The sequence below is a fragment of the Flavobacterium cryophilum genome (genome assembly GCF_048286555.1).
Lineage (GTDB): Bacteria > Bacteroidota > Bacteroidia > Flavobacteriales > Flavobacteriaceae > Flavobacterium.
Genome location: NZ_JBLVPZ010000001.1, coordinates 968,072 through 994,340 on the forward strand (window position 1 = coordinate 968,072; position 26,269 = coordinate 994,340).

Genomic DNA, 26,269 nt, shown 5'->3' on the forward strand with positions numbered 1-26,269 from the left:
TATGAGGTTAGTAATCTTAGGTGGAGGAGAAAGTGGTGTTGGGACCGCTATTTTGGGTAAGAAAAAAGGATATGAAGTTTTTGTATCCGATTTCGGAAAAATAAAAGGCAATTACAAAGAGGTTCTGATCATTAATGAAATAGCTTGGGAGGAAGAAAAGCATACCGAAGATTTGATTATGAATGCTGATGTGGTCATGAAAAGCCCTGGGATTCCGGATAAATCTCCCATTGTAAAACAGCTTAGGGAAAAAGGTATTTCGATAGTATCTGAAATTGAGTTTGCAGCGCCTTTTACAGAGGCAACCATTATAGGGATTACCGGTAGTAATGGGAAAACAACTACGACAATGCTTACGCATCATTTGCTGAAATCAGCAGGATTAAATATTGGACTGGGAGGGAATATTGGAAAGAGTTTTGCCTGGCAAATTGCCGACAATAAATATGATTCCTATGTACTCGAGTTGAGTAGTTTTCAATTGGATGGAATATTAAAGTTTAAGCCGCATATTGCTATAATTACTAATATAAGTCCGGACCATTTAGATCGATATGATTACAAATATGAAAATTATATTGCTTCAAAGTTTAGAATAACGATGAATCAAACCGAGGAAGATTACCTCATTTATGATGCCGATGATGAAGCCATTGCAGGATGGCTCAAAACACATACAACAAAAGCCAAATTAATTCCTTTTTCATTGACAAAAACTTTCAGCGAAGGAGCTTATATAAAAAACAACAAAATGGAAATTTCGATTAATCAAGAAGAGTTTACAATGGACACAGAATACATTGCCTTAGAAGGAAAACATAACATGAAAAACGCAATGGCAGCAACCTCTGTGGCAAAATTGATGCAGATTAGAAAATCTACAATACGTGAAAGTTTGTCTAATTTTCAGGGAGTAGAACACCGTCTTGAAAAAGTATTGAAGATTCAAAATGTACAATATATCAATGATTCAAAAGCAACCAATGTAAACGCTACTTTTTTTGCATTAGACAGCATGAATTCACCCACAGTTTGGATAGTGGGAGGTGTTGACAAAGGAAATGATTACAATGAACTGATGTCACTAGTTCGTGAAAAGGTGAAAGCTATTATTTGTCTTGGCATAGATAACAAAAAAATTATTGATGTTTTTGGAAATGTTGTTGATATGATGATTGAAGTTTCTACTATGAATGATGCTGTGAAAATGGCGCAACGATTATCAGAAAAAGGAGATGCTGTTTTATTGTCGCCTGCTTGTGCCAGTTTCGATTTATTCGAAAGTTACGAAGACAGAGGAAAACAATTCAAACAAGCAGTAAAGAATTTATAAAAGAGTTTCTTCGTTTTAATATGGTTAACCTTAAACGAAGAAACCTTTAAACAAAAAGAAAGAATGAAACAACTAGTCAGCAATTTAAAAGGAGATAAAGGGATTTGGTCATTCGTGGCCTTACTGGCCTTGTTTTCTTTTATGCCTGTTTTTAGCGCTAGTAGTAATTTGGCCTATATCGGCCAGGGAAACGGAAATACATTAGGCTATTTGGTTAAACATATCATGCATATCGGTATTGGCTTTACTATAATTTTTATGGTACATAAAATACCGTATCATTATTTTAAGGCTGTTTCAAAAGGAGCGCTGTGTGTCGTTTGGGTATTACTAGCGTACACCTTGATAAAGGGAACCGTAATTGCCGGTGCTAACGCGAGCCGCTGGATTCAGGTGCCATTTATAGGGGTTACTTTTCAAACTTCAACATTGGCAGCTATGGTGTTGTTTATATTTGTAGCGCGTTATTTGTCTAAAACCAGAGAAGTTCCTATTGATTTTAAGGCTTCGTTTTGGGAGCTTTGGGTTCCGGTATTTATTACGTTAATTTTGATTCTTCCAGCTAATTTCTCTACAACAGCATTAATTTTCTCCATGGTGCTGATGTTGGTTTTTATTGGAAAATATCCGTTGCGATACATAGGAATTGTGATTGGGTCAGGAATAGTATTCCTTGCCTTTTTTATCCTTACTGCTAAGGCTTTTCCAGATGCTTTTCCTAACCGTGTGGATACTTGGATCAGTCGTATTGATAATTTTACCAGTGATAAACCCGATGAAGATGATTATCAAATAGAGAAAGCTAAAATTGCCATCGCTTCAGGTAAAATATATGGACTCGGCCCAGGGAAAAGTGTTCAAAAGAATTTTTTACCGCAATCCTCCTCCGATTTTATTTTTGCCATAATCGTCGAAGAATATGGACTAATAGGCGGTTTAGGAGTATTGACGTTGTATTTATTATTGTTGTTTCGATTTGTAATAGCGTCGCACAAAGCCAATACATTATTTGGGAAATTAGTAGTTGTGGGATTAGGTTTTCCCATGATATTTCAGGCCATGGTTAATATGGCGGTCGCAGTTGAATTATTACCAGTTACGGGACAAACATTGCCCTTAATAAGTAGTGGAGGAAGCTCGATCTGGATGACGTGCTTTGCACTTGGAATCATCATTAGCGTAACGAAAAAAGAAGAAGAAATTGCACAGGAATCCAAAGATGCTGCCAGAAGAGAAGAAGCACTTCAAAAATTAATTGACAGGGAATTAGTAGAAGAAGAGAAACTAGCTGAGAATTATTCGATTGAAGATAAAGCTAAAAATCCGATGCAGGCGGTTTTAAATAAATAAGCAGTTTTAGAAAATTAGAAATTAATACAAATGAAACACTATAAATTCATATTAAGCGGTGGCGGAACGGGAGGACATATCTATCCTGCAATTGCTATTGCAAATGAATTAAAATTTCGTTTTCCTACTGCCGAATTTCTTTTTGTTGGTGCCAATGACAAAATGGAAATGCAAAAAGTACCTCAGGCAGGTTACAAAATTAAAGGACTTTGGATTTCAGGTTTGCAACGTAGATTGACATTTGACAATGTTCTTTTTCCAATTAAGTTGCTTTCAAGTTTACTAAAATCAAGGACAATAATAAAGCAATTCCAGCCAGATGTGGTTATTGGGACAGGTGGTTTTGCAAGTGGACCGTTACTGCAAGTAGCAATATTTGCAGGGATACCTACAATCATTCAAGAACAAAATTCCTTTCCTGGAATAACCAATAAATTGTTGAGTAAAAAAGCAAATAAAATATGTGTTGCTTATGAAAATCTAGAACGATTTTTTCCGAAAGAAAAAATGATTTTAACGGGAAATCCAGTGCGTCAGGATTTAATAGACATCCAAAGTAAAAGAGAAGAATCCATTCGATTTTTCAATTTAGATCCAAATAAAAAAACAGTATTGGTTCTGGGAGGAAGCCTTGGAGCACGAAGAGTAAACCAATTAATTGAAAAAGAGTTAGCTACTATGCTTTCTCAAAATGTTCAGGTGATCTGGCAATGCGGAAAGTTGTATTTAGGAGATTATAATAAATACAATTCAGCAAATGTTCAGGTAGTTGCTTTTATTGAACGAATGGATTTAGTTTACGCAGCAGCAGATATTGTGATTTCTCGCGCTGGTGCATCATCCGTTTCGGAATTATGTATTGTGGGGAAACCAGTGATTTTTATTCCGTCACCTAATGTAGCTGAAGATCATCAAACTAAAAATGCGCAAGCGATAGTCGATAAAAAAGGGGCATTAATGCTCAAAGAATCGGAGCTTGATTCGCAATTTGGTCTTGTTTTTGAAGTCTTGCTAAAAGATCAAGGAAAGCAAAATCAACTGAGTGAAAACATTAAATTATTGGCTTTGCCAGAAGCAACAAGACAAATTGTTGATGAAATTGTAAAGCTAATTAGATAGAAGTAAAAAAAGATAATGTACCAAAGACTCAAAATAAAATGAACTTAAATCAAATACATAACGTCTATTTTATCGGAATTGGAGGCATTGGTATGAGTAATTTGGCCCGTTATTTCAAGAACCTGGGCAAGAACGTCTCCGGTTATGATAAAACGCCGTCGACACTTACCAATGAATTGATGGAAAGTGGAATTTCAATTCATTTTGAAGACAATATTGATGCGATTCCTAAAGATTATTACGTAGAAAACACGTTGGTTATTATTACCCCGGCTGTTCCTAAAACGCACTCGGAGTGGAATTATTTTTTAGAGAGAGATTTTCAAGTAAAAAAAAGAGCAGAGGTCTTAGGAATAATTACCAAAGATACTTTTTGTTTTGCAGTTGCTGGAACACACGGGAAAACAACAACATCAGGTATTTTAGGACATATTTTGAATGAAAGTGGTGCCGATGTTACTGCTTTTATTGGTGGAATTGTAGAGAATTATAATTCGAATTTAATAGGAAGAGGAAAAACAGTCACGGTTGTTGAGGCCGATGAATTTGATCGTTCATTCTTGCATTTGCATCCCAATATTGCTTGTATAACCTCAATGGACGCGGATCATTTAGATATTTATGGAACCAGTGAAGCAATTGAGGAATCATTCCTTGAATTTGCCTCTAAAATAGAAGATAAAAACAATCTTTTTATAACAAAAGAATTGCCAATTGAAGGCGTGACTTGTGCTGTAAACGAAGACGCAGTTTTCAAAGCTTTTAACGTTAGAATCGCAAATGGCAGCTATGTTTTTGATGTCCATACGCCTACGGAAATAATCAAAGATTTGCATTTTGGTTTGCCGGGAAGACATAATTTAATGAATGCATTAATGGCTATCGCAATGGCAAAATTATTCGGCACCCCAACCGATGCCATTGCAAAAGCCATAGCTTCATTCCAAGGAATAAAAAGAAGATTTTCATACCAAATAAAAACAGAAGCTAAGGTCTATATCGATGATTACGCACATCATCCAACGGAGATAAATGCAGTGCATCAGGCAGTTCGAGAATTGTATCCAAACCAAAAAGTTTTGGCAGTTTTTCAACCACATTTGTTTAGTAGAACCAGAGATTTTGCAGATGATTTTGCCAAAAGTTTGTCAGCTTTTGATGCTGTAATTTTGCTGGATATTTATCCGGCCCGTGAATTACCAATGGAAGGAATTAGTTCGAAATGGTTGATGGAAAAAATGACTAATAGTGATAAAAAAAATGTAACAAAAGACGATTTAATCGCAGCAATTTTGGCTAGTGATGCAACTATTATTGTGACAATTGGAGCTGGAGACATTGGAGAATTAGTACCATCAATTAAAAAAGCGATAGATGAAACTCTTTAACTGGACAAATATTCGATTAATACTAATGTTTGTATTAGTAATTTTTCTGTTTTCGTTTACGTCAAATCGTAATGAAAACAGAAAATTAACAAAATCAACTGTTATTTTCGTAGGAGATAACGCTCCTTTTGTAAAGCAAGAAACGGTTAATAAATTGTTAATAGAAAATAAACAAGATGCATCAAGCATTCAAAAAGTTAATTTAGATTTGAATAAGCTGGAAGCAACTCTCGATGCGCAAGAAATGATTGAAAAATCAGATGTATTTGTAAGTATTGATGGAGTGTTAAAAGCAGTGGTGAAACAAAAAACTCCGATTGCTAGAGTTTTTGGCAGTAGCGGTTCATTTTATATTGATTACAAGGGGAATAGAATGCCATTGTCAACTAATTTTACAGCTAGAGTTCCACTTGTTTCAGGGGGAATTAATAAAAAAAATAACGAAAATTTATCCGATTTATGTCGCGTAATCTATAACGATGCGTTTTTGAAAAAAAACATCATTGGAATTCAAATTATGCCGAATGGAAGCTTAAAAATGCTCAATAGAAATTTTGATTATCAAATTGATTTCGGCAAAATGATTAATGTAGAGCGTAAATTCAAGAATTATAAAGCTTTTTTTCAAAAAGCGGTTTTAGATAGTTCGTTGTATAAATATAAAAAAATTGACCTCCGATTTACGGAACAAGTAGTTGCACTAAATAATAGATAATGGAAAAAGAGAATATTGCAGTAGGTCTAGATATTGGGACAACTAAAATAGTTGCCATGATAGGCAAAAAGAATGAATATGGAAAACTAGAAATTTTAGGTGTAGGGAAATCTAAAAGTTTGGGTGTGGCTAGAGGTGTTGTTAATAACATTACGCAAACCATACAATCAATACAGCAAGCGATTCAAGAAGCGGAAAATAATTCAGGCTATAAAATTAAAGATGTGGTAGTAGGAATCGCGGGGCAACATATCCGTAGTATTCAACATACAGATTACATTAGCAGAAGTAATCCTGAAGAAGTAATTGGAGGGAATGACATTCAGCTTTTGATTGATCAAGTGAATAAACTGGCGATGTTACCTGGCGAAGAAATAATACATGTTTTGCCACAAGAATTTAAAATTGACGGACAATCTGAAATAAAAGAGCCTATCGGCATGTATGGTGGAAGATTAGAGTCTAGTTTTCATGTGGTTGTTGGACAAGCTTCATCGATTCGTAATGTAGGCAGATGTATCCAGAGTTCAGGAATTGAATTGTCAGGATTAACCTTGGAACCATTGGCTTCAGCAGATGCGGTTTTGAGTCAGGAAGAAAAAGAAGCCGGAGTTGCGCTTATTGATATAGGTGGTGGAACAACCGATTTGGCTATTTTCAAAGATGGTATTATTCGACACACAGCGGTTATTCCTTTTGGAGGAAATGTGATTACTGATGACATTAAGGAAGGATGTTCAATCATTGAAAAGCAGGCTGAATTATTAAAAGTTAAATTTGGATCAGCTTGGCCAGGAGAAAATAGAGACAATGAGATCGTTTCTATTCCGGGATTAAGAGGTAGAGAACCAAAAGAGATTTCTTTGAAAAATCTGTCTAAAATAATCCATGCTCGTGTTGTTGAAATAATAGATCAGGTTTTCACCGAAGTGAAAGCGTATGGACATGAAGATCCTCGTAAAAAATTGATTGCAGGAATTGTCCTTACCGGTGGTGGTGCACAATTGAAACACATCAAACAGTTAGTAGAATATATTACTGGAATGGATACGAGAATAGGATATCCAAACGAACATTTGGCCGGGAATTCAGATGAGGAGATTTCAAGTCCTTTGTATGCAACTGCAGTGGGATTAGTAATGAAAAGCATAGAGAATAAAACACAGAGTGCAGTACGAATGGATGCCATTGAACAACCTAAAGTTGCAACATATAGACAAGCAATTGTTCAAAATCAGGTTGTAAATGAAGTCCTCGAGAAAGAGGAAGACGAAGAAGAGCAAAACTCAAACGAGAAACATAATTCGACCGTAAACAGAATTCAAAGAAATTTCTTTGACCGTTATGTGGATAAGATTAAGGATTTCTTAGATAATGCAGAATAATTTTAAAGTAATAAAAAATATTGTTTTTTTCCTTTTTGCCCCAAGTAAAAAGAATTGAAAATCAAAAAATAATAATAAATATCAAAAACCAAATAAAATGATGAGCAACTCAGAATTTGGAAGTATTTCATTTGATTTACCAAAGAACCAATCAAATGTAATAAAAGTTATTGGTGTAGGTGGAGGTGGAAGTAACGCCATAAACCACATGTTTAAACAAGGGATTAAAGGCGTAGATTTCATCGTATGTAATACGGATTCTCAGGCCTTACAAAGCAGTTCTGTGCCTAATAAAATTCAGTTAGGAGTACATTTAACTGAAGGACTTGGAGCTGGAGCAAATCCAGATGTTGGGCAGCAATCCGCTATTGAAAGTATTGCCGATATTGAAAAAATGTTGGATCGCAATACTAAAATGGTGTTTATAACTGCCGGAATGGGTGGCGGAACCGGAACCGGAGCTGCGCCAGTAATCGCACAGTTGGCTAAAGAAAGAGATATTCTTACAGTAGGAATTGTGACATTACCTTTCTTATTTGAAGGGAAAGTGCGTCAGGAACAAGCCTTAATTGGTATAGATAAATTACGCAAGCAAGTCGATTCTTTAATTGTTATCAATAATAATAAATTAAGAGAAGTATATGGAAATCTTGGTTTCAAAGCAGGATTCTCAAAAGCAGACGAAGTTTTGGCGACAGCCTCAAGAGGTATTGCTGAAGTAATTACGCATCACTATACTCAAAATATAGATTTAAGAGATGCTAAAACAGTGTTGTTTAATAGCGGAACGGCTATTATGGGATCTTCTGTTTCTTCTGGTGAGAATAGAGCTAAAGAAGCTATTGTAGCGGCGTTAGATTCTCCGTTGTTAAATGATAATAAAATTACTGGTGCCAAAAACGTATTGTTGCTTATCGTTTCTGGAACTAATGAAATTACAATTGACGAAATTGGAGAAATCAATGATCATATTCAAGTTGAAGCAGGTCATAATGCTAATATTATCATGGGAGTTGGTGAAGACGAATCACTTGGAGATGCCATTGCAGTGACGATAATCGCTACAGGTTTTGACATTGAACAACAAAACGAAATTGTAAATACAGAGCCGAAAAAAATTATACATACATTAGAAGATGAACAAAGAAGTGTTCATAATCTTAGTAATAGAACAGTTGCAGCTTTCGATTTAAATACAGAATCTCCAGCTTCTAATTCTAACGAAAGAATAGTTTTTGATTTAGTAGAGCCTACCGTTGTTGCTCCAAATCCAGTAACAACCAAGGCGACTATTGATAAGGAAGAGCTCTTGGTAATGTCTGAGTTTATTAAAAATTTAGACGTGACTTTCGAAATTGTTTCTCCTATTACTGATATTGATTATACAATTTCATCTCCAGTAGCAGTAGTAAAAGCAGTACAACCAAAAATTATCGAAAGACAAGAACAAACTACGTTTTCTTTTGATCTGCCTCTTTTTAAAGCGGAACCTGTAGCGCAAGCCGAAGAAAGCAAAGTGATGTTCGAATTGACAAATGAAACTCGTGATATCAAAGTAAATGAAGCAGTTCAATTTGTGCCCGTAACAGAATTGAGTGACAATGGAATTATCAAATACTCGCTTGAAGAGTTTATGGAGCCAGAGCATGATTTCATGGCTAAACCAGTTGCTAAAACTCCTGAAGTTGTTGTTCCTGCGGAATTGAATATCACAATGAAACAAGTGGACAAGTCAGTAAACACACCAGTTGACTTTGATGTTATTTCTGCTACCGAAATGACAATTGAGGAATCATTGAAAATGAGAGCTGATGAAAGAAGAAAAAAATTAAAAGAATTCAATTATAAGTTTCATAACAATGTTTCTAAAATTGACGAATATGAAAAAGAACCAGCTTACAAAAGATTGGGAATAGATATTTCAAACAATCAAACCAATAATACAAATTCGAGAATTTCTGTGGGAACAGATAGCAACAACGATTTACAGTTGCGTTCTAATAACTCGTATTTACATGACAACGTAGATTAACTAACTCAAACCAAAATGAGGTAGCCCGAAAATTCATTTAATTTTCGGGTTATTTTTTTGGCAGTTCAAGCATCAAAATAATCTATTGTTAATTACAGTAAATTTCTTTAAATTTGCAGGGCCTTAATCCAGCTGTCGTTCAAGCTTTTTGTCAAAAATGTTTTTTCTACGCCCTTAAAAGAGCTTCTAAAGTCGCTTTTTAAGCGGATGAAAAAATTCATTTTTTCTTAAAAGGCTTTGCGCTACCATCTGGGGCATTAAAAAAGTAATCAGTTTGCACTATTCAATTTTTAAATTGAGATGCAAATTTAAAATTAAACAGTATTATGAGTTTATCAATACACATCATGGACGAAATTAAAACCGCCATGAGAGCTAAAGATACAGTTGCGTTAGAAGCTTTAAGAGCTATTAAATCTGAAATCCTATTGGCACAAACAGCCACAGGATCTAAAGAAGAAATAACTGAAGATGATGAAGTTAAATTGCTTCAAAGATTAGTAAAAACCCGTAAAGAAAGTGCCAGAATTTTTACAGAACAAAATCGGTTGGATTTAGCGGAACCAGAGTTAGCTCAAATCGCAGTAATTGAAAAATTCTTACCGGCACAATTAGGGGAAGCAGAAATAGAAGCTGTTATTGCAAAAATTATTGCAGAAACGGGTGCGTCAGGAATCGCTTCCATGGGAAAAGTGATGGGATTAGCGGCAGCACAATTAGGAGGAACAGCCGAAGGTAAAACGATTTCTACATTAGTTAAAAAACTATTGACATAAATTTTATGATTTGAGTAAAACGGTTTTACATCGTTAATCAACAATCTAAAATCAAATGGCTGCGTAGTTCCTGCCTGCCGGCAGGCAGGCAACTGGATACCTGCCTGCCGGCAGGCAGGGAATATCAGATTTCGAGAGTAAATGGAATATTTCGTATACATTTTAGAGAGTGAAATTGATGGCAGACTTTATAAAGGTCAGACAAGTGATGTAGCCAAGCGAATAGCAGAACATAATTCAGGTAAGACAAAATCTACCAAAGGTTATAAACCATGGAAATTGGTTTATTTGGAAACATTTGGAACTAGAGATGAAGCAGTGCTTCGTGTAAAATATTTCAAAACAGGAAGTGGAAGAGAATTTTTAAAGACCAAAGTAATAAAATAATGGCTGCGTAGTTCAACTGGATAGAATATCAGATTTCGACTCTGAGGGTTGCAGGTTCGAACCCTGTCGCGGTCACAAACTAAGAATATTAAAGGCGAGAGTGTTACATCAAAACGGTGTAATGCTCTCGCCTTACCCGATTTTAGGGCAATCTTTAAATTTTTAATTAATGGCTACAGCGTTAAAAAACACCCTTTACTTCCCACAAACCTACCCAATGAATTTTAGTGGGAAGTTGACTTCGAAAATTATAATCAAAGACGATTATATTCGAGCAGATGGAACTTGTGCTTTATTCATTCAAATTTTCCTAAACGGGGAGCGTAAAAGAATTCCTTTACATGTTTCAGTTGGGGTAATTGATTTTGATAAGAAAAAACAAAGAGTAAAATCGAAAGCTACATTTTTCAAGGACTATAATTTAATTATAGAAAAAGCTTTAGGAGATATCAATAAAATTGAAATTGCTTATAGACTTGGCGGGGAAGTTCTCAGTATTGAAAAGCTGATGTATGAGTATGAAAATCCAACATCAAGGATTGATTTTATAAAGTTTTGGGAGTTAGAGATGGCTACGCAAAAACTAATTGTACAAGAATCTACTTATAAACAACAAATGTCTAGTCTGAGGAAAGTGAAAAAATATAAATCATCTATATTGTTTTATGAGATTACTAATGATTTTTTCAATACAATGATTAATCACTTTAAAAAAGTAGAAAAAAATCAATCCCATACTATTCACACGGTGGTTAAGAATTTTAAAAAATATCTACATATTGCAAATGATAAAGGAATTGTTACTAATTTAAATTATAAAAAGGTACAAACAATCAGAGTGAGTAGTAATCGCACCTTTTTAATGCCACACGAAATTTACAATCTGAATGAATATTATAATTCGGGATTTATAAACGAAAGTTTGAAAGCTATTCTTGGTCGATTCTTATTTTCTTGCTTTACAGGATTACGAATTTCTGATGTTCAACGAATAACAACTGAGAATATTATAGGACATAACTTGGTATTTTTTGCTAAGAAAACAGATAAACTGCAAAGGATTCAACTTAATGAGCCAGCATTATCCTTCATAGGGACAGATAAATTATTTTCAGGAGAATTTAGTGATCAACATATTAATCAAGAATTAAAGATAATTGTAAAATCTGTAGGAATTACAAAAAAAGTAACCTTCCATGTGGGTAGACATACTTTTGCAACAAATTTTCTAATTTGTAAAGGAAGAATTGAACATCTTCAAAAACTACTCGGTCATACCGATATCAAACAGACAATGATTTATTCTCATATTGTGGAAAGTATTACTGATAAGCAGATTCATAACATGAATGATATTTTAAAAACAAAGCCACTTAAATAGTGGTTTTTTTTATTCCAACCCCTCCGTTTCAATTTCCACTTCATATTGATTGGGTCTGATTTCTGTCTTGTTAATGGTTTTTATAATGTGAAACTTTTTATAGGCGAAGATTTTTGTCTTTGCCTTTAAGTTTAAAATTTGTTCGTTCCAAGCCTTGAAATTCCAAGTAAAACCGTGGGAATTGATTCTAAAATTAAAAAACTTCTTCCAATATTGCAGATGCACAGCAGGAAGAAGATATTCTTCAATGGGTTGCGCCAAATTATTTCCATTATACAATCCTGCGTATGGTACCAGATAGACTTTCGAATCATTTTGTTCTAAGGCGAATGCGGTTTGCTTTCCTTTTCGAGTCAACAATGGCAACGGCAATGCATTGATTTCAATAGGAGTGGTTTTATCATTTGTAACGTAATTAGAATTCACTACTGATTCTTTGGAATGAAACACCGGTAAAAAATTGAAGTCCTTATTCTCAATGTCAGCAAATTTCAAAAGAAATGAGGTACCCTGACTGAATTTTCTAAGCGGTTTTTTAACCTCTGTAAACTGCAAATCTTCTACATGTTGATAATCTATTTCATCCTCAATAGGATTCATTATGGCCAGTTTGTCAATGATATTCAAATCATAATTGAACCAGTTTTTTACCACTTTGATAAAATCTACAAAGTTGATATCAGGAACCGCCCTGGTTAAATCAATTTTATTTTCATTTGCCACTGTAGGAACTGCAGCACCTGTACTGTCATTCAACCGCAAACATGATATGGTTAAATCAAATATTACAACTTCTTCTGAAAATGCCTGATAGCTTTCTATCAGCAATTCGTTTGGGTTTAAATCCGCAATGGTTTCAAAATCTAAATCGACACCTATGTACCTAACGCGATCAAAAAGAGTTCCATTGGCTTCATATTTATAAATAATTTCTCCTCGATATTTGATATAAAAATAGGAGAATTTCTTAGGAAACGTCACTAAATTAAAAGTGCCGGATATATTATATTTCCCCGGATTTGCTAGAAGTGTTAATGAATTGAATTGCAACGCTTTTACCCGCGGACCATTATTATAATTGATTTCTGAATAGTCCGCTGACATTTTTAGAACGGTAATAGCTGGCTGAAATGTTGGTTTTCCAAAATAATCTACATCACCAAAAAGACAAGCTTTTTTTAGCCGTGGATCATTCAAAATTTTTCCCGACAAAGTATAACCACCATCAATCATTCCGCGCTGCAGAATATGAATCCAATAGGGTAGCGGTTGCATCACATTTCTATTATATGTGACATCGGCAACGGTATCCACAGTATTTGTAAGGAATGCGCCGGACACACGATTGTTAATGATTCCTTCAAAGCCATTCCAAAGCGCATCGGTAGCATCGTATTTATCCACGTGAATTTGCGGGAAATTATAATTTACCGCAGGAAATGTTTGCAGGATTATCGTCTCGGCATGTGCATAGATTGTAGTTCCTTCGGGTAAGTCAAATTTATCAAGTGATAATTCCGATAGCTTCTTATCAAAACTTGGTAATTGTTCGAATCCAAAACGCACCGTGCAACTTAATTTATCCTGGTGCGATTCTATCTCAAAAACTGCCTTTTCAATTTTATTGTTATGAACATAAAGCAGTTCGAAATACGTTTCCGGAATAGAATTGTAAAACGAAATGAAATCGAACGCAATATCCAAATCCTCAGTCAAATCAATATTGAAAGGGAAGGAATATTTGGTAAAAAACGAATCGGAAAACCAATTGTTTTCTTCGGTATCTGATACTTTGAACGGCGTTAAATCCAGTTCAAATTTAGAGTGAATAAGTTTCCTCATTATACTTTTGGTTTATTTGAAATTCAAGTGGATAGGAAATCAATTCTTCTTCTAAATCCTTTTTTGGTAGTTTTTTACTAATTGGTCGCAGCGATATTGTAGTATTACCTTGCAACAACCACGCTCTTTTGGAACGCATAAGGCTTTCAACTGTATCAATATCTGAAAATAAAAGCCATCCGGTATTGATATATAATTTCACCATTTTAGAAGATGATAAATGTTCCAGTCGCTCCACTAAATCAATAAAAACAGTTTGGGATTGAAATTCACCTTCGGGATCTATCGATGCAGAACCGGTGCATTCCATGGCCGACTGAACCAAGAATTCATTTTCCCAAACAATCATATTCGAATAATTATTATCCGGGAAAAGAATGTAGGTTTTTTTTGGAGCCAAAGCATTTGTTTGCCCAACCACATCGATCACGTATTGTATCAAATCCCCTTTTTCAAAATCCGAAAACAATACTTTTTTACAAAGTACCACGCCAGTTGAAGCGGGCAAAGCTAAACTATTTAATAGGATTCCATTTTTGAATGTTCGTAATTCATAGCTACCTGCAGGTATTAAAATATTCAAATAGGCAAAGCTGTTTTTTGTCACTCGGTTCGGTGCGGGATTAAAATCCAAAAAGCCTACATTAGTAATCCCCCTACTTAATCCTGCAATAATAGGAATATCAGCCATCGTTCCGGAACGCACTACCGTTGTATCTGCAATATTTATTTCGCTGCAAGTGATTTTTAAAGTGGCTTGCTTGTACTGCAATAGCGAATCATTTACATCAGTAAACTTTCGCATCAAGCGATGGATGATTTGTCCTAAATTTTCTTTCGCATATCCTTTAAACAAAACAATTTTTAGTGGTATTAAATATTCATTAACGGCATTTGTAAAGAAATCGTAGGTCTTTATTGTGGAATCAAATTGAAAATACGTGTCCAGATTTGTGGAGCGAAACTCAAAGAATTTTGGATCTAATGTAAAGGCTTTGGCTGTAGCCAAATAAGGATTAGTCAGGAAGTCAGAAATCCGAGTTACTTCCATCGTAAATGCAATCGTTCCATAAGCAGCATTATTTTTTAGGACCGCAAAACTTCCTGCTAAGTCCGCAGGGAGAAACGTTCCTGATCCATCATAATAAGCGGTTGGTGTTATTGAAACAATGGCATTTCCAGAACCCGTAACCGTTTGATACGTTCCAGTTCCATCCGTAACGATTGCCATCGTAACACCTGCAGTTGTAGAGGAAAGAACAAAATTAGGTTTTCCCACCACTTTCCATAAATCGCCACTCATAGCTATACCAAATTCCTCAAACGCTGTATTTTGTTCGTGTCTGAAATTTAATGCTGTAGGACTGAACGTAATTACTCCAGCAGGTGGCGGAGTGAAGGTTTGATTGTTTATGGTTACTGTAACATTTGCAGTTGAAGTACCCAGAACAAAAACGGCATCACTATAATTAGCCGTAATTATAACTTGACCGGTTCCTTCATTTACAGGGCCATTAGTGGCGGTAATCGTAAATAAATTAGTGGCATTAAAATCTAGATCAAAGGAAGATTTATAGTGGTTGGAAATATATCCTATGTAACGTTCTGGATGAATTCCGTCATACTCATAAAACGGAGGTATTTTGACCGTTCCCGCAGTAGTTCTTGCATCTTTGAAAACTTCATTTAAATTTAACCCAAGTTTATTTTCGCTTATATTAAGTACTTCATTAAAGTTTGGTACCGTGAGGAAATCTATGGTTATGCTTGAATATGCCATGGTTTTATTTTTTAGATTTGTTTCTCAAATCGTTATAATCGTTAATACTGTCTTGAATGTTTTTGGCTGATTGCAAATCATTTTTAAAAAATTTACCCGTAACGCCTTTATCGCGCAAGTCTTTCAATACCGATGTATTCTCTGCAACTAGCGCCATCATCATTTGCATCATTTGATCATTACCAGAAGAAGAGGAGGAAGGAGCGGATGATGTAGCCGGAACTTCATATCGTTTCATATCCTGATTGTAGTATCCTTGCTCAAATCCTTTGATTCCCCTCAAGTCACGTACGAGTGCCTCTTTGACGTCAGGATTCATTTGCGTCCAAGCTTTATTGTCGATTACCATTTCGGGACCATTCTCAGCCACAAGGAAATGACTGGTATTGCTCACTAATCCTGAACGGGTTTTTCCCTGGTAACTTGATTTGAACATTTTACCATCTTGTTCGCGTTTTACGTATTCAGGATAAAGACCGCTTTCGTATCCTTTGGCGGGTAAGGGAGTTCTTAAAACCGTGGCTAATTGCAGTGCACCTAATGCGCCCACAACGCCCGACATAATACCTGCAGTGATACCAAAATCCGCTTTTGGAAATTGTGCCCAAATACCAATAATAGCTTGCGCGGTTGACTGGATGATACTTGCTGCAGAAATCAATCTTTGTCGTTTGGCTTGCTTGTATTCTAAGTCGGCTTTTTTGTTATCTAAATCCGAATCAATTTTCTCAACGCTTTTATTGTAATGACCCTGAGAAATCATACCAGAATCCAATTGCTTTTTTAGCTTGTTTTTCTTGGCATCTGATGCAGTAGTATATTTTTTTAATTGAGCATTTTCATTGGCACTCAAAAATTCATTGTATTTTGCATAAGCATCGGTTAAGGCTCCAACTGCAAAAACCATTTCGTTAATTCCCAATTTTCCATTGGCTAAATTATCAGAGAACTGCACCCAGTTTTCAGGAGTAAAACCAAATATATCAGTGTTTTTACCACCTAATCTTAATGCAGCTGCATCAGCACCCGCTTGTTTGCCGGTGAGTTCGTTTTTCTTGGCAATCAGTTCCGATAATGTCAAACCAACTTTGGCAGCTTCTTGGGTAAAACTTTCCACTTGCTCTGGGGTAAGCAAGGACATATCCATTTTACCAAAGTTGCCTTTACCTACTATAAGGTTGAATTGATCAACAAGTTCTTTAAGGAATTTTTCTTCTTCAGCCAATTCTGATAATGCAAAACTTTTGCGCAGTTTTTCCTTGGCAAGTTCATTGGTTCCAAGTTTCGCTAACTCCTCATTGAATTTTGTTTCACGGAGCGTTTTAGCGAGATCATACGCTTCTTTTCTTTTTTCTAAACTTTCCTTAGTACCTTTTTCTTGAATAATGCCAATACGAACGTTGTGGAGATTTAATTTATTTTCTTTAATGACATTAATTTTATCATCAAAAGCCTGATTTTTGGCGTCCCAACCTTTACGTAAACCTTCTAATCGGTTCAGTTCCGCTTTATCGCCTGACTCTTTAGCTTTAGCGATATCTTCATTTAGTTTTGCCAATTCTCCGGTATGCACTTTCTTTTTTTCTAAATCCGCAATTTCACGAAGGTATCTTTGCTGTTCAATTAGTAATTCTTTTTCAGCACCTTCAGCCATTAATGCCAATTTATCATCCTGATATTGACGATCGAGGTTTAATAACTCCTCATTATTTTTGGTAGCTTCTTCAAGGTTTTTACGGGCAATCTCCGCTTGTGAAGAATTTGGATTTCTCTTAGTACCACTTCCTGAACCAGCGCCTGTAATATTCTCAGGCGTATCATCTGGAGTAGTAGTCTCAACTTTTGTTACTAAACTATCTACTAAGTTTTTTTCGTATTCAGGTTTTAAAGCATTTTGTTGTGCTTCAATATCTTGGATTTGTTTGTCTTTTTCATCAAAACCAAAATCCGACATGTATTTATTTACAATCCTATTAAAATTCTCTTTGGTTACACCCTTAAATTTACCTCTAACATACTGCTCAAAGTCTTTTCTTGAAGTAAACGAATCCATTTCACTACTGCCTAAAAAACCGAATGTACTGTCTTCACGATAATCTCCAGCTGTTTTACTTTGAACGTCCAATTTCTGCTGTTCTAGCTGTTCCATTTTATTAACAACTGCGGTGGCTCTTGCTTTTTTATAAAGTGAATCAATATAACGGTCTAATAATTTTTTTCCTTCTAAAGTTTTAATGTTTTCTAAGGTTAATCCTTTAAGGTATTCTGGTGCAATCTCGTTCAACCTTTTTATTGCCGCTAATTTTTTGTCCTTAGATACCGTTTCGTCATGTATTACTTTGACTAAAGCTTCTACTTCGTTTTTTTCTTTAGAGATACTTTTAACAACTTCATTTTGAATATCCGCTTGCATTTGAGAAACCTTACTAGCTTTAGAAGTTTCTTTGCTAAATAAAACCATTGCGGCAACAACAGCCATAACAGCTACTAGAACTAAACCCAAAGGATTAGCACTAGCCGAAGCATTAAATAATCGCATTGCAGCAGTTGCCCTTACGGTATTACCAGTAATGGTGTAATATGAAGCCGCTAATAATAATTGAGCGCTTCGAAGAATCCCCGTCATTACAGCACCTCTATTTTGAATCGCGTTTAAAATCTGGGTTGCAGTAGCTAAGCCATTTGTCCATAATGCGGTAAGTTTTACTGCTGCATTGTACGATAGATATGAAGTTACTACTATAGCGATTATTTTTATCATGAAGATAAACCTATCTCTCAATCGTTGAGCTGAACCATCGGCGTCATCTGACGCACCGATTAAATTCGCTAAAGATGTTACTGCAGTAGTTAACCAAGAAACAAAAGTGTCCGAAGAAAACCATCCTGTTGTAGTTTTCTTTATTTTTTCTAAAGTTGCAGCAAGATTTGAGTTTTTAATATTGAATTCTTCTGTCAAGGAGGTTCCTTTGTTAAGTGATTCATTTGCCAAATCTATTTTTTGTCTGAATAAATCAGTATTTTTTGCTGCGGAACTAATAATCATTCCTACTTCATTGTCATTTAATTTTAGTGAATCCAGAAGTGAAGCCTGTTTAGTTGCATCTTTTACCTTGCCAAATGCTTCAGTAAACTTCAGGAAGAATTCTGTAGGGTCCGTATTTATTAATTTAGTAGCTTCCTCGTTTGTCATTTTCATAAATTGAGCAAACTTAGGCGTGTCACGCGCTGCAATACGGAGCAATTTTCCGTAATTATTTCCTGCAATTTCAGCATTTATACCAGTTTCTTCGAATGCGGCTCCAAGTCCTAATGCTTCCGTTATTGATGGTTTTAAACCAGCGGATAATGTACCTACTCTGGTCACGAAGTCTGAAATATTAGCAGCAGTTGCATTACCATCTGCACCCAAATCATTCAAAGCGGAACCTACACTTTCAAAAGCCAGTTCCACTTTAGCATCTTTCAATTCGTCATATAAGTTTTTTATTTTACCCAATTTAGTTGCGACTTCTTCGGCACCACCTTCAAATGAATCTCCAAGAGCTACTCCTGCCTTATCCATAACTTTTACGAAAGCCCCAACCTCTGACTTAGCAATGTTTAATTCTCCAGCAACCTTAGCAATACTTAATAAATCAATACGTTGCGAACGGGTTTTAAGTAGTCCAAAAGATTTAGTCAATTCATCGACTTCCTCTTTTGTCATTCGGGTAGTCTTCATTACATCAGCTTGAGCATCGGATAATTTACCGTTGTAATCAATTATTTTTTGAATGGAAAGTACCACCCCAGTTATTGTTGCAATAAAAGAAAGGGCTAAAGCTTGGTAACGATTGAATCCGTCAGCAAGGGAACTAATGGAAGACTGGGCAGTTCTGGAACGGCCTGATAATTCACCTAATCGACTATTGACTTGTGTCAGTTCAGCCTGATAACGTACATAATCGTCAGAACCTGGTATCAGATTTCGCAATGTATTGCGCAACATGGTAGCTTTGGATTGCAATTGTCCCATCGTTAAGCCAGTAAGTCCTATTTCTTTTTGAAGTTCAGACATGCGGTTTTTATTGGCTAAAACTTCCGCAGTATTTTGTTTCATCGTAGCGGTCAGTAATTTATACTGATCCGTATCTTTTTGACCTTGTTTCTCGAGTAATTTCTTTTGGAGCAGTAACGATTTGTTTTGTTCATTAAGCGAACGGGTACTTTTTTCTAAATCAAAAAGTTCTTTTTGAGCGGAATTACCATTGATTATCATGGTTAATTTCATTTGCTCGTCGGATATAGTCTTTGCCATTAGATACTGATTTTCAGTAAAATTGGCATTAAAAAAGGGGTAATGATGTGACACGAAAAAGCCCCGTAATTACGGGGCTTAGAGTGGTTATTCTTTGAAATCCATCATCAGTTGATTATTGTTAGCTTTCCATTCTTCGAAAGTTGTTTTTCTGAAAACATCGCGCTCGGTTCGAATTTCTTTTAAAAGTTTTTCAGCGTTCTTAAAATGGTTTCGTGCTTCAGCTTCTTTGTCTACATATTCATTCAACTTTTTTTCTTTTTCTTCTATGAATGATGAATGTTCGGTAAAATAATCAAATAGTGCTCTATGGCAAATTTTCTTATATTGAATTAATGATTCTCGAACTTCATCTTTTACGTTTTTAGAAGAAATTGAAAACACCCAGCCAAAGACAAATTCAAGAGGAATACATTTCATTTCCCTCGTTTTTCCATCTGCACCAACTGTCCCCCTCAGGGGGATAGTTGAATCTAATAAATCATCGTTTTCTAACTTTTCTAATTGCGAAGTATAGTTTACCCCAAGTGCTTCGCAAATTGGTTTTATTGGAACAAATTTTTGTCCTTCTTCATCGATTACAATTACAATTTTTTGATTGTTGATTGTAGAAATTAATTGTGTACTCATAAATAATTATTTTTTGTAGTTTATTTCTTGCAAATATATATTAAATACTTGACAAGCAATACTTTAATTAGACTAAATTGAAACTTTAACATTTGCAAATAAAAAAAGCCACAATTATGTGGCTTTTAGTTATTCGGCTATTTCAAAAATTGATACTTCATATTTGGTGGTAAAAACATTGTCATCATCTACGAGTACTAATGTTTTGTTTTCCAGCTTCCATAAACTTTCGGCATCTATCGTGAAATTGCCTTCGCCTTGAAAATCCTTAGTATTACGATACAATTCCTCGCATTGGGTTAGTTCTATAAGTTCCTGCATCGTGATATTTCCTTCTAGGAACGAATGAAATTGTGCCTTATCAGCATACAATGTTTTACCGGTGCTGGCAAAGATGATTTTGAGTGGTTCATAATCACTGAAAGCAGGTGATTTCCAAATCAAGATCATGGCTTCTTGAAAGGTTTTGTTTTTTAGCGATACTCTAATGCCCTTGGCGTAGAATATTTTTATGGCTATTACACTAGACATATCCTTGCTCTTTACAGGCTTCATAGACTTGCTCCGTAGAAAATGGCTGCATGGTTTTCCCAAATTCCCGAATGAGATTTAGGCAACGAATTAGTTTTTCTCGCATGTGTAAATCGTTGGCAAATTCTGTTTGCAGGAACAAATCAGCAATTTCTTGCATGTCATCTGGAAAATCTTCTACAAATCCTTCACTAGTTCTTTCGCCAACAAATTTGGCTACGGCGGGCATTACATCATGGTAAGATGTTTCGTTCTCTGTGTTCAGCATGATTTTGAGATATTAAAAAGCCCACAACAAAGACTGCTGAACACAAAGAAACTTTGAAGATATCCGGTCTTACTCCGGACTTCGATGTTGTGGGTGGATTATTTAACTTTTCTGGGTGAAACATAAGTTTCTGTTTTTTTGTATTCAGCAAAGCAAAGATATATTATTTATATATACGATGTGCAAATGCACATCAAAAAATATCCTACTCAATAAAGTAGGATATGATTATTACTATTGCAAGCACTATTATGCAGAAGTACCACCAATTAGGATCACGAAGTCGGTTGTAGTGAAAGTTACTCATTACAATTTAATTAATTTATAAAAGTCTAAGGTTTCCTTTAGCATTTCCTTCATGTATTTGTTTATTCTAAAATCAAAATTGTTTTTTTCTCCAACATATCTCACTTCAACATCTGAAGTAGTGTTAGATATTTTTTCCAATGCTTTAAATATATTTTCATCAACATAAATTCCTGTTATCTCAGATATTCCAGATCCATATATAACTTCTCTTTTTACATTATTAAGCTGGTATTCAATTCTTTCATTATCAACTAAAAATATAATAGAATTTAAGAAAATCCATTCCTTACCATAATAGGAAGTTTGCATGAAAAAAGAAGCTTTTCCTTGATTTATATTTAAATAAAATTGTAATCTTCTAGAATCATTTTTTTTTAATGCAATAGTAGTAATGTTTGTAAACTTATCTTCATTTATAGAAAATTTATTTAGAATGTTTTTTGGTGCCTTATCTAAATTTACATTGAAAAATTGTGGTTGATTCACATTTTGAGCAAACCCAATAAATGGCATAAATAACAACAATAAAATAATTTTTTTCATAGTTTAAAATTTAAGGTTAGGCTATAAATATAAGAAAATCCCTCGATTAGGAGGGATTTAGTAGGTTAAGTTACGTTTATTTTGTGTTGGTTTTTATAGTTTTCACAGGATTCTTGTATCTCATCCTCGCTAAATGGTGCTAGTGCTTTGGCAAAAGTAGTGGTGAGTTCTTTAAAACGGAGCATTTTACGTCGTGTTTGTAAATCATTGCCATATTCAGTATCTAGTAATAAATCAAATACTTCCTGAATATCGATGGGCATTTGCTGGATTTCTTCATGCAATAAATCACTGGATAGAAAATTAGTGATGGATCCAATGACAGTTTTTTTTTGGGGTAACATTTTTCATAATTAATTTTTATAATTAATCTCAAATATATTTATGAATGAAATTATTTCTTTACGGGAAACCGTAAAAAGTAGCGTTTTTTATGGGAAACCGTAAAAAAATAAATCCCTCGCAGTGGAGGGATTACTCTTCTAAATTTCTAAGTTCTTCTTTAATGGCATTGGTAAAACCAAAATGCAATTCCTTGATTACATTGTTGTAATGGCCCCAAATAATCTTATTGTGTATTGGGTGGGATTTCTTGCGTGTTTTGCCTTTACTGCTAGTGCGGGTTTTCATATCCACAAATCGATGTTTCTTTAAGTGAGTATATCCTAATTCATTTTGATTTACTGTGAAGCTTCTTCCAGAGTTCCAGTCGCTGTTCTCAAACCCACGCCCTGAAATATAGGAATGTTGGGCTTGATCAATATCCTTAGCGGTGTCTTGCAGCACACGGCGGATAAATCGCCCTTCAAGGATTTGGTCTGACAGGTTTTCTCTGGATTGAATTAAGTCCATAAATTAAAATATTATTTATTTTCATTACCAATAATTCACACAAATAGATGAGAGTAATTAAATATGCTTATCGAAAAATTTATTAAAGTTTTCCCCAGTAAAATCAATAGCTATAAAATTGGGAGTTTCCAATTTAAAAACTCCATTTTTATAATTTGAGAGTCTTTTTATTTGTGCGTGAGTCGGCATTTCTTTAGAAAAATAGTCTTTAAAAGATGTAACTGCATGCTCGAATAAATCAAAGGATTCAGGTTTAAAATGCTTCACAAAATTCATTTTAGATTGTTTAAGTTCAACTATGCAATAAAGCTCATTAAACATAATTAAGCCAACATTTATTCGTTCGTGTAAACCAGTATTGAAATATAAAATTGATGTATATGTTTTCATAAAAACCTATTTATGATTGGATTATTTCAATCTTCTTTAACTGGTACAACACATTAAGCATATCGCCAATGGTGGGTTGAGAACGATCATTGAGCCAGTTGAAAACGGTGTTTCTTGTGATGCCTTCGAGTTGGTTGTAAATGGCTTTTGTTTGAATAACTTCCTTAAATAATAATTCAATTTGTGCGGGTGTCATGGCTTTATGTTTTGCGTAAATATACGCAATTATAAAGCGCTATCCAAATTTATTGTTACCGTCCAGCCGTTGCATCCGTTCATTTTCCAGACAGGGCGCACACTGATGGAATCTTCTTTTAACCAAGAAAGAAATCCGCAGAAAACACCATCTACATTCGCTTTATCTTCCAATAATTTATACACAAAGGCTTTTGCCTTGATTTGTGTTTGAACAAAAATATTTAGAAAATCATCGCGATCATTATCTGAATAATCGGTTTTGTCCAGGATAAAGAATTGCAGGATGTTTTCCCATTTCTCAGTGTCTTGCTCGCCTTTCATAGTGTAATCCGGCATTACTGAAATCAGAAAGGTATTGTCTCCACTTTCGCGTTCTTTCAATAGTTTAGCAAGTTCGCTATCATCGATAATCATATCGGTGAAATTGAAAAGCTTATTGTTAGTTGAATCGCGCAAGGCTTCACATAATTCTGCTTGATATTCTAGTAATCTATTTAGTGGTAGCATTGGCTTCGTGTTTTATTCGTTCGAGATCTGTTCTTCGTAGGTCATACATACGTACCATTATTTCCCAAAAATTAGTATTATCGACTTCTTTTATGTTTCCAAACGTGCCACTTTCGGCCATCGAGAACGCAATACTATCCATGCCTATTCCTGGTACATCATTGTTGGACGATTCCTCAGTTTTACTGCTTTCGAATAAAATAGAAAAATCTATTTCCTGACCGCCCCAGAGTATTTTGGCATCAATAAGGTATTTTTGAAAGCTCGCAAACAGCAGATAAAATCCGTAAATAAAACCTATTGGCACAGTCTTTAATCCTTTGGCTCTTTCGTCCAAAGTGTTCGAATTATACCGCTCCCTAATGTTTCCGTCATATGATGCTAATCGCTTTTTGATGCAATGAAAAGACTTTTTAGGTCTGTAAAACAACGCTGTCAATAAGGTTAGAATATGCATATCACCGGTAGCGTGGAAATCGTGAAAAAGCCGTAATCCGTCCCGATATTCTCCAAAGGTCATATCGCGAAACTGATCTGCTGGACCGTAATAGGTTATCATGAGTGGTTTGAAACTAGGTACCGGATTATTAGTATAATATTGCTTGATAATTTTCACACCATTATCGTCAGTATCAAAAAATTCATCGATTAGTTCCGAGATCATATAAATGTTTGCAAACTTTTCGGCTTGTATTGCCTTCTGTTCCTCAGTTTGATTTTCTAATTCCTTTATTGTTTTTGGAATCATATTCATCAATTTATAAACGGCATGGGTGCGAAATTCATCGTAATTGATAGCATCATTCTGAAAATGAAAGATGAGTTCGCACATATCAATATACTGCTGTTGGTCACATTCAGATAAATCGCTGGGGATGTAGCGTTTTATTTTGGCATCAGGAAGTTCGATGGTATGCATCTATGCAGATAGTTTTAAGTTGTGGTATAATTTAATTCCAAGCTGCTCCATTTCTTCTCCATATTTATGAATCACTTCTTCTCTAATTTCAGCATTAGTTTTATACCACGGCGGAATAAATTCAGAAGATGTATTAATGGTTATATAATCCCGTACCATCTTAATAATTCGCCCTTTCAAAATAATCCTATCCACTTCACGATCTTCAATGGTTTTGTAGAGCTTATTGTTGATTTTCTTGAACTGATTTATGGTTCTAAAGTTTCTCAGGTAGTTAAGTAAAAAGGCAATTTTGTTAAATAAGTATTTCATTGATAAAGGTTTTGGATGGTTTTATTAATTAAGCTGAAAAATAATTGTCACCGTATATAATATCAGGAGTGACATTAGTGGTTTCGTCAACTACTGGTGGCGGTTCTAAAAGCGTTTCTATTGCTTTGATGGCTCTGTCAAAATCCAATCTCCATGCTTGAGCGGCTTCTTGCGTTTCGTTTTTCAACGATGGTTTTGCTCCTCGTGTTGTGGCTCGATCACTGGTTACATGTTGCAGGACACCTTCCGGATATAATTGTACGGATAGGCGGGGCATTGCCCATGCAAACGAATACGCTACCGATGCTTTACGGATTAAGCGAATCAACTCTATGTCCGTTGCATCGGTTATTGGCGTACTCTCTTTTAGCGCCAGTTTCAATGCGGTAATTTTTTCGACACTCACGCGGGGACGAATTTCATATTGCTCGCAATCCGAAATGCCTGGGGCTAATTTTAATAGTAACAGTCTGGAATTGATTGGGAAGATATCGTCAAAGTCTTTTACTGTTCTAATGAATAGATTATGAGTTGCTTTGAAGGCTTCGCTATTGGTCCAGATGGAGTATAATGTGGTTGTTAATTCGAAATCAACTTTGGAGCGATCCAAAAATTTAATTAAGTCATCTAATGATCGGTAATATCTTTTTTCGAGTGCTGCATTGTCACTATCAATCATCCATTGAAACGGTAGTTTTTCGCCCTCGTCCTGACGCATCTTTCGACCGTTATTAGTGTGCGCTAAATCATTCGATGGAGCGTGCAAACGATAGGCATTTACGGCTATTGGATACCTAATCGCATAAACGAAGGCTTTATCGTTCTCGGCTATGGTTCCATCAGCATACGCTTCAATAGCTTTTTTATAAACTTCGATTCCTACTAAATCAATCACATCGTTTGTGGCAGTGATAATATCCGGGATAAGATTTTTTAGCTTTAAATCGGCATCAATAAATCCTAGTAATTCTTTAAGTTCCGTATTTCCTGCAGTCGTTGTGGTATTGAATAATATTTTCATG

General features: G+C 35.1%; 25 protein-coding genes and 1 tRNA gene. 11 read left to right on the top strand and 15 right to left on the bottom strand.

All coding sequences use genetic code 11. The features are described from left to right. Window position 1 precedes the first annotated feature (1 nt). From murD to ACNQGJ_RS04405, 11 genes are all read left to right on the top strand, one after another. Window positions 2-1,333 carry a UDP-N-acetylmuramoyl-L-alanine--D-glutamate ligase gene (gene murD / locus ACNQGJ_RS04355; protein WP_417969715.1) on the top strand — a complete coding sequence of 444 codons (1,332 nt, stop codon included), beginning with the start codon at window positions 2-4 and terminating at the stop codon, window positions 1,331-1,333. Window positions 1,334-1,396: 63 nt separating this feature from the next. Further along, window positions 1,397-2,683: an FtsW/RodA/SpoVE family cell cycle protein gene (locus ACNQGJ_RS04360; RefSeq protein WP_417969713.1), complete on the top strand. Its 1,287-nt coding sequence runs from the start codon at window positions 1,397-1,399 to the stop codon at window positions 2,681-2,683. A gap of 30 nt (window positions 2,684-2,713) precedes the next feature. Continuing rightward, window positions 2,714-3,802: an undecaprenyldiphospho-muramoylpentapeptide beta-N-acetylglucosaminyltransferase gene (gene murG, locus ACNQGJ_RS04365; protein WP_417969711.1), complete on the top strand. Its 1,089-nt coding sequence runs from the start codon at window positions 2,714-2,716 to the stop codon at window positions 3,800-3,802. 38 nt (window positions 3,803-3,840) lie between these two features. Then, window positions 3,841-5,190, top strand: a complete 1,350-nt coding sequence (gene murC / locus ACNQGJ_RS04370; RefSeq protein WP_417969709.1) for a UDP-N-acetylmuramate--L-alanine ligase — start codon at window positions 3,841-3,843, stop codon at window positions 5,188-5,190. After that, on the top strand, window positions 5,177-5,905 hold the full coding sequence (locus ACNQGJ_RS04375; RefSeq protein ID WP_417969707.1) for a cell division protein FtsQ/DivIB: 729 nt from the start codon (window positions 5,177-5,179) through the stop codon (window positions 5,903-5,905). Before murC ends, ACNQGJ_RS04375 begins: the two co-directional genes overlap by 14 nt. Then, the gene (gene ftsA, locus ACNQGJ_RS04380; RefSeq protein ID WP_417969705.1) at window positions 5,905-7,290 is read left to right on the top strand and encodes a cell division protein FtsA; all 1,386 of its coding nucleotides are present in this window, start codon (window positions 5,905-5,907) and stop codon (window positions 7,288-7,290) included. The genes ACNQGJ_RS04375 and ftsA overlap by 1 nt, the downstream gene beginning before the upstream one ends. Window positions 7,291-7,387: 97 nt before the next feature. Beyond that, window positions 7,388-9,322: a cell division protein FtsZ gene (ftsZ, locus tag ACNQGJ_RS04385; RefSeq protein WP_417969703.1), complete on the top strand. Its 1,935-nt coding sequence runs from the start codon at window positions 7,388-7,390 to the stop codon at window positions 9,320-9,322. A gap of 326 nt (window positions 9,323-9,648) precedes the next feature. Next, complete coding sequence (locus ACNQGJ_RS04390) at window positions 9,649-10,098, top strand: GatB/YqeY domain-containing protein (protein ID WP_417969701.1); 450 nt, start codon at window positions 9,649-9,651, stop codon at window positions 10,096-10,098. A 141-nt stretch (window positions 10,099-10,239) separates the two neighbouring features. Then, window positions 10,240-10,485, top strand: a complete 246-nt coding sequence (locus ACNQGJ_RS04395) for a GIY-YIG nuclease family protein (protein ID WP_417969699.1) — start codon at window positions 10,240-10,242, stop codon at window positions 10,483-10,485. A 1-nt stretch (window position 10,486) separates the two neighbouring features. Beyond that, window positions 10,487-10,560 (top strand) — tRNA-Arg (locus ACNQGJ_RS04400). 94 nt (window positions 10,561-10,654) lie between these two features. Beyond that, complete coding sequence (locus ACNQGJ_RS04405; protein WP_417969697.1) at window positions 10,655-11,866, top strand: tyrosine-type recombinase/integrase; 1,212 nt, start codon at window positions 10,655-10,657, stop codon at window positions 11,864-11,866. 9 nt (window positions 11,867-11,875) lie between these two features. Here the strand turns inward: ACNQGJ_RS04405 and ACNQGJ_RS04410 are convergent, their stop codons facing one another. From ACNQGJ_RS04410 to ACNQGJ_RS04480, 15 genes are all read right to left on the bottom strand, one after another. Next, window positions 11,876-13,708 (bottom strand): hypothetical protein, encoded by a 1,833-nt coding sequence (locus ACNQGJ_RS04410; RefSeq protein ID WP_417969695.1) that lies wholly within the window; start codon window positions 13,706-13,708, stop codon window positions 11,876-11,878. Beyond that, window positions 13,686-15,488 (bottom strand): hypothetical protein, encoded by a 1,803-nt coding sequence (locus ACNQGJ_RS04415; RefSeq protein WP_417969693.1) that lies wholly within the window; start codon window positions 15,486-15,488, stop codon window positions 13,686-13,688. Before ACNQGJ_RS04415 ends, ACNQGJ_RS04410 begins: the two co-directional genes overlap by 23 nt. A 4-nt stretch (window positions 15,489-15,492) precedes the next feature. Then, the gene (locus ACNQGJ_RS04420; RefSeq protein ID WP_417969691.1) at window positions 15,493-19,788 is read right to left on the bottom strand and encodes a phage tail tape measure protein; all 4,296 of its coding nucleotides are present in this window, start codon (window positions 19,786-19,788) and stop codon (window positions 15,493-15,495) included. 87 nt (window positions 19,789-19,875) lie between these two features. Further along, a complete protein-coding gene (locus tag ACNQGJ_RS04425) occupies window positions 19,876-20,418 on the bottom strand; it encodes a phage antirepressor N-terminal domain-containing protein (protein ID WP_417969689.1) in 543 nt (180 codons plus the stop codon). A 129-nt stretch (window positions 20,419-20,547) separates the two neighbouring features. After that, a complete protein-coding gene (locus ACNQGJ_RS04430; RefSeq protein WP_417969687.1) occupies window positions 20,548-20,949 on the bottom strand; it encodes a hypothetical protein in 402 nt (133 codons plus the stop codon). Next, window positions 20,942-21,217: a hypothetical protein gene (locus ACNQGJ_RS04435; RefSeq protein ID WP_417969685.1), complete on the bottom strand. Its 276-nt coding sequence runs from the start codon at window positions 21,215-21,217 to the stop codon at window positions 20,942-20,944. The genes ACNQGJ_RS04430 and ACNQGJ_RS04435 overlap by 8 nt, the downstream gene beginning before the upstream one ends. 306 nt (window positions 21,218-21,523) lie before the next feature. Further along, complete coding sequence (locus ACNQGJ_RS04440) at window positions 21,524-22,069, bottom strand: hypothetical protein (RefSeq protein WP_417969683.1); 546 nt, start codon at window positions 22,067-22,069, stop codon at window positions 21,524-21,526. Between the two features lie 65 nt (window positions 22,070-22,134). After that, window positions 22,135-22,413: a hypothetical protein gene (locus tag ACNQGJ_RS04445; RefSeq protein ID WP_417969681.1), complete on the bottom strand. Its 279-nt coding sequence runs from the start codon at window positions 22,411-22,413 to the stop codon at window positions 22,135-22,137. A gap of 130 nt (window positions 22,414-22,543) precedes the next feature. Next, window positions 22,544-22,921 carry a hypothetical protein gene (locus ACNQGJ_RS04450; protein ID WP_417969679.1) on the bottom strand — a complete coding sequence of 126 codons (378 nt, stop codon included), beginning with the start codon at window positions 22,919-22,921 and terminating at the stop codon, window positions 22,544-22,546. Between the two features lie 57 nt (window positions 22,922-22,978). Further along, window positions 22,979-23,311 (bottom strand): hypothetical protein, encoded by a 333-nt coding sequence (locus tag ACNQGJ_RS04455; RefSeq protein ID WP_417969677.1) that lies wholly within the window; start codon window positions 23,309-23,311, stop codon window positions 22,979-22,981. Between the two features lie 10 nt (window positions 23,312-23,321). Continuing rightward, window positions 23,322-23,507 (bottom strand): hypothetical protein, encoded by a 186-nt coding sequence (locus tag ACNQGJ_RS04460; protein WP_417969676.1) that lies wholly within the window; start codon window positions 23,505-23,507, stop codon window positions 23,322-23,324. 29 nt (window positions 23,508-23,536) lie between these two features. Further along, window positions 23,537-24,016, bottom strand: a complete 480-nt coding sequence (locus ACNQGJ_RS04465; protein ID WP_417969674.1) for a hypothetical protein — start codon at window positions 24,014-24,016, stop codon at window positions 23,537-23,539. After that, window positions 24,000-24,935, bottom strand: coding sequence for a hypothetical protein (locus tag ACNQGJ_RS04470; protein WP_417969672.1), 936 nt, complete (start codon window positions 24,933-24,935; stop codon window positions 24,000-24,002). The genes ACNQGJ_RS04465 and ACNQGJ_RS04470 overlap by 17 nt, the downstream gene beginning before the upstream one ends. Further along, window positions 24,936-25,247, bottom strand: a complete 312-nt coding sequence (locus ACNQGJ_RS04475) for a hypothetical protein (RefSeq protein WP_417969670.1) — start codon at window positions 25,245-25,247, stop codon at window positions 24,936-24,938. A 28-nt stretch (window positions 25,248-25,275) separates the two neighbouring features. Then, complete coding sequence (locus ACNQGJ_RS04480; RefSeq protein ID WP_417969668.1) at window positions 25,276-26,268, bottom strand: DUF6712 family protein; 993 nt, start codon at window positions 26,266-26,268, stop codon at window positions 25,276-25,278. Between the last annotated feature and the right edge of the window lies 1 nt (window position 26,269).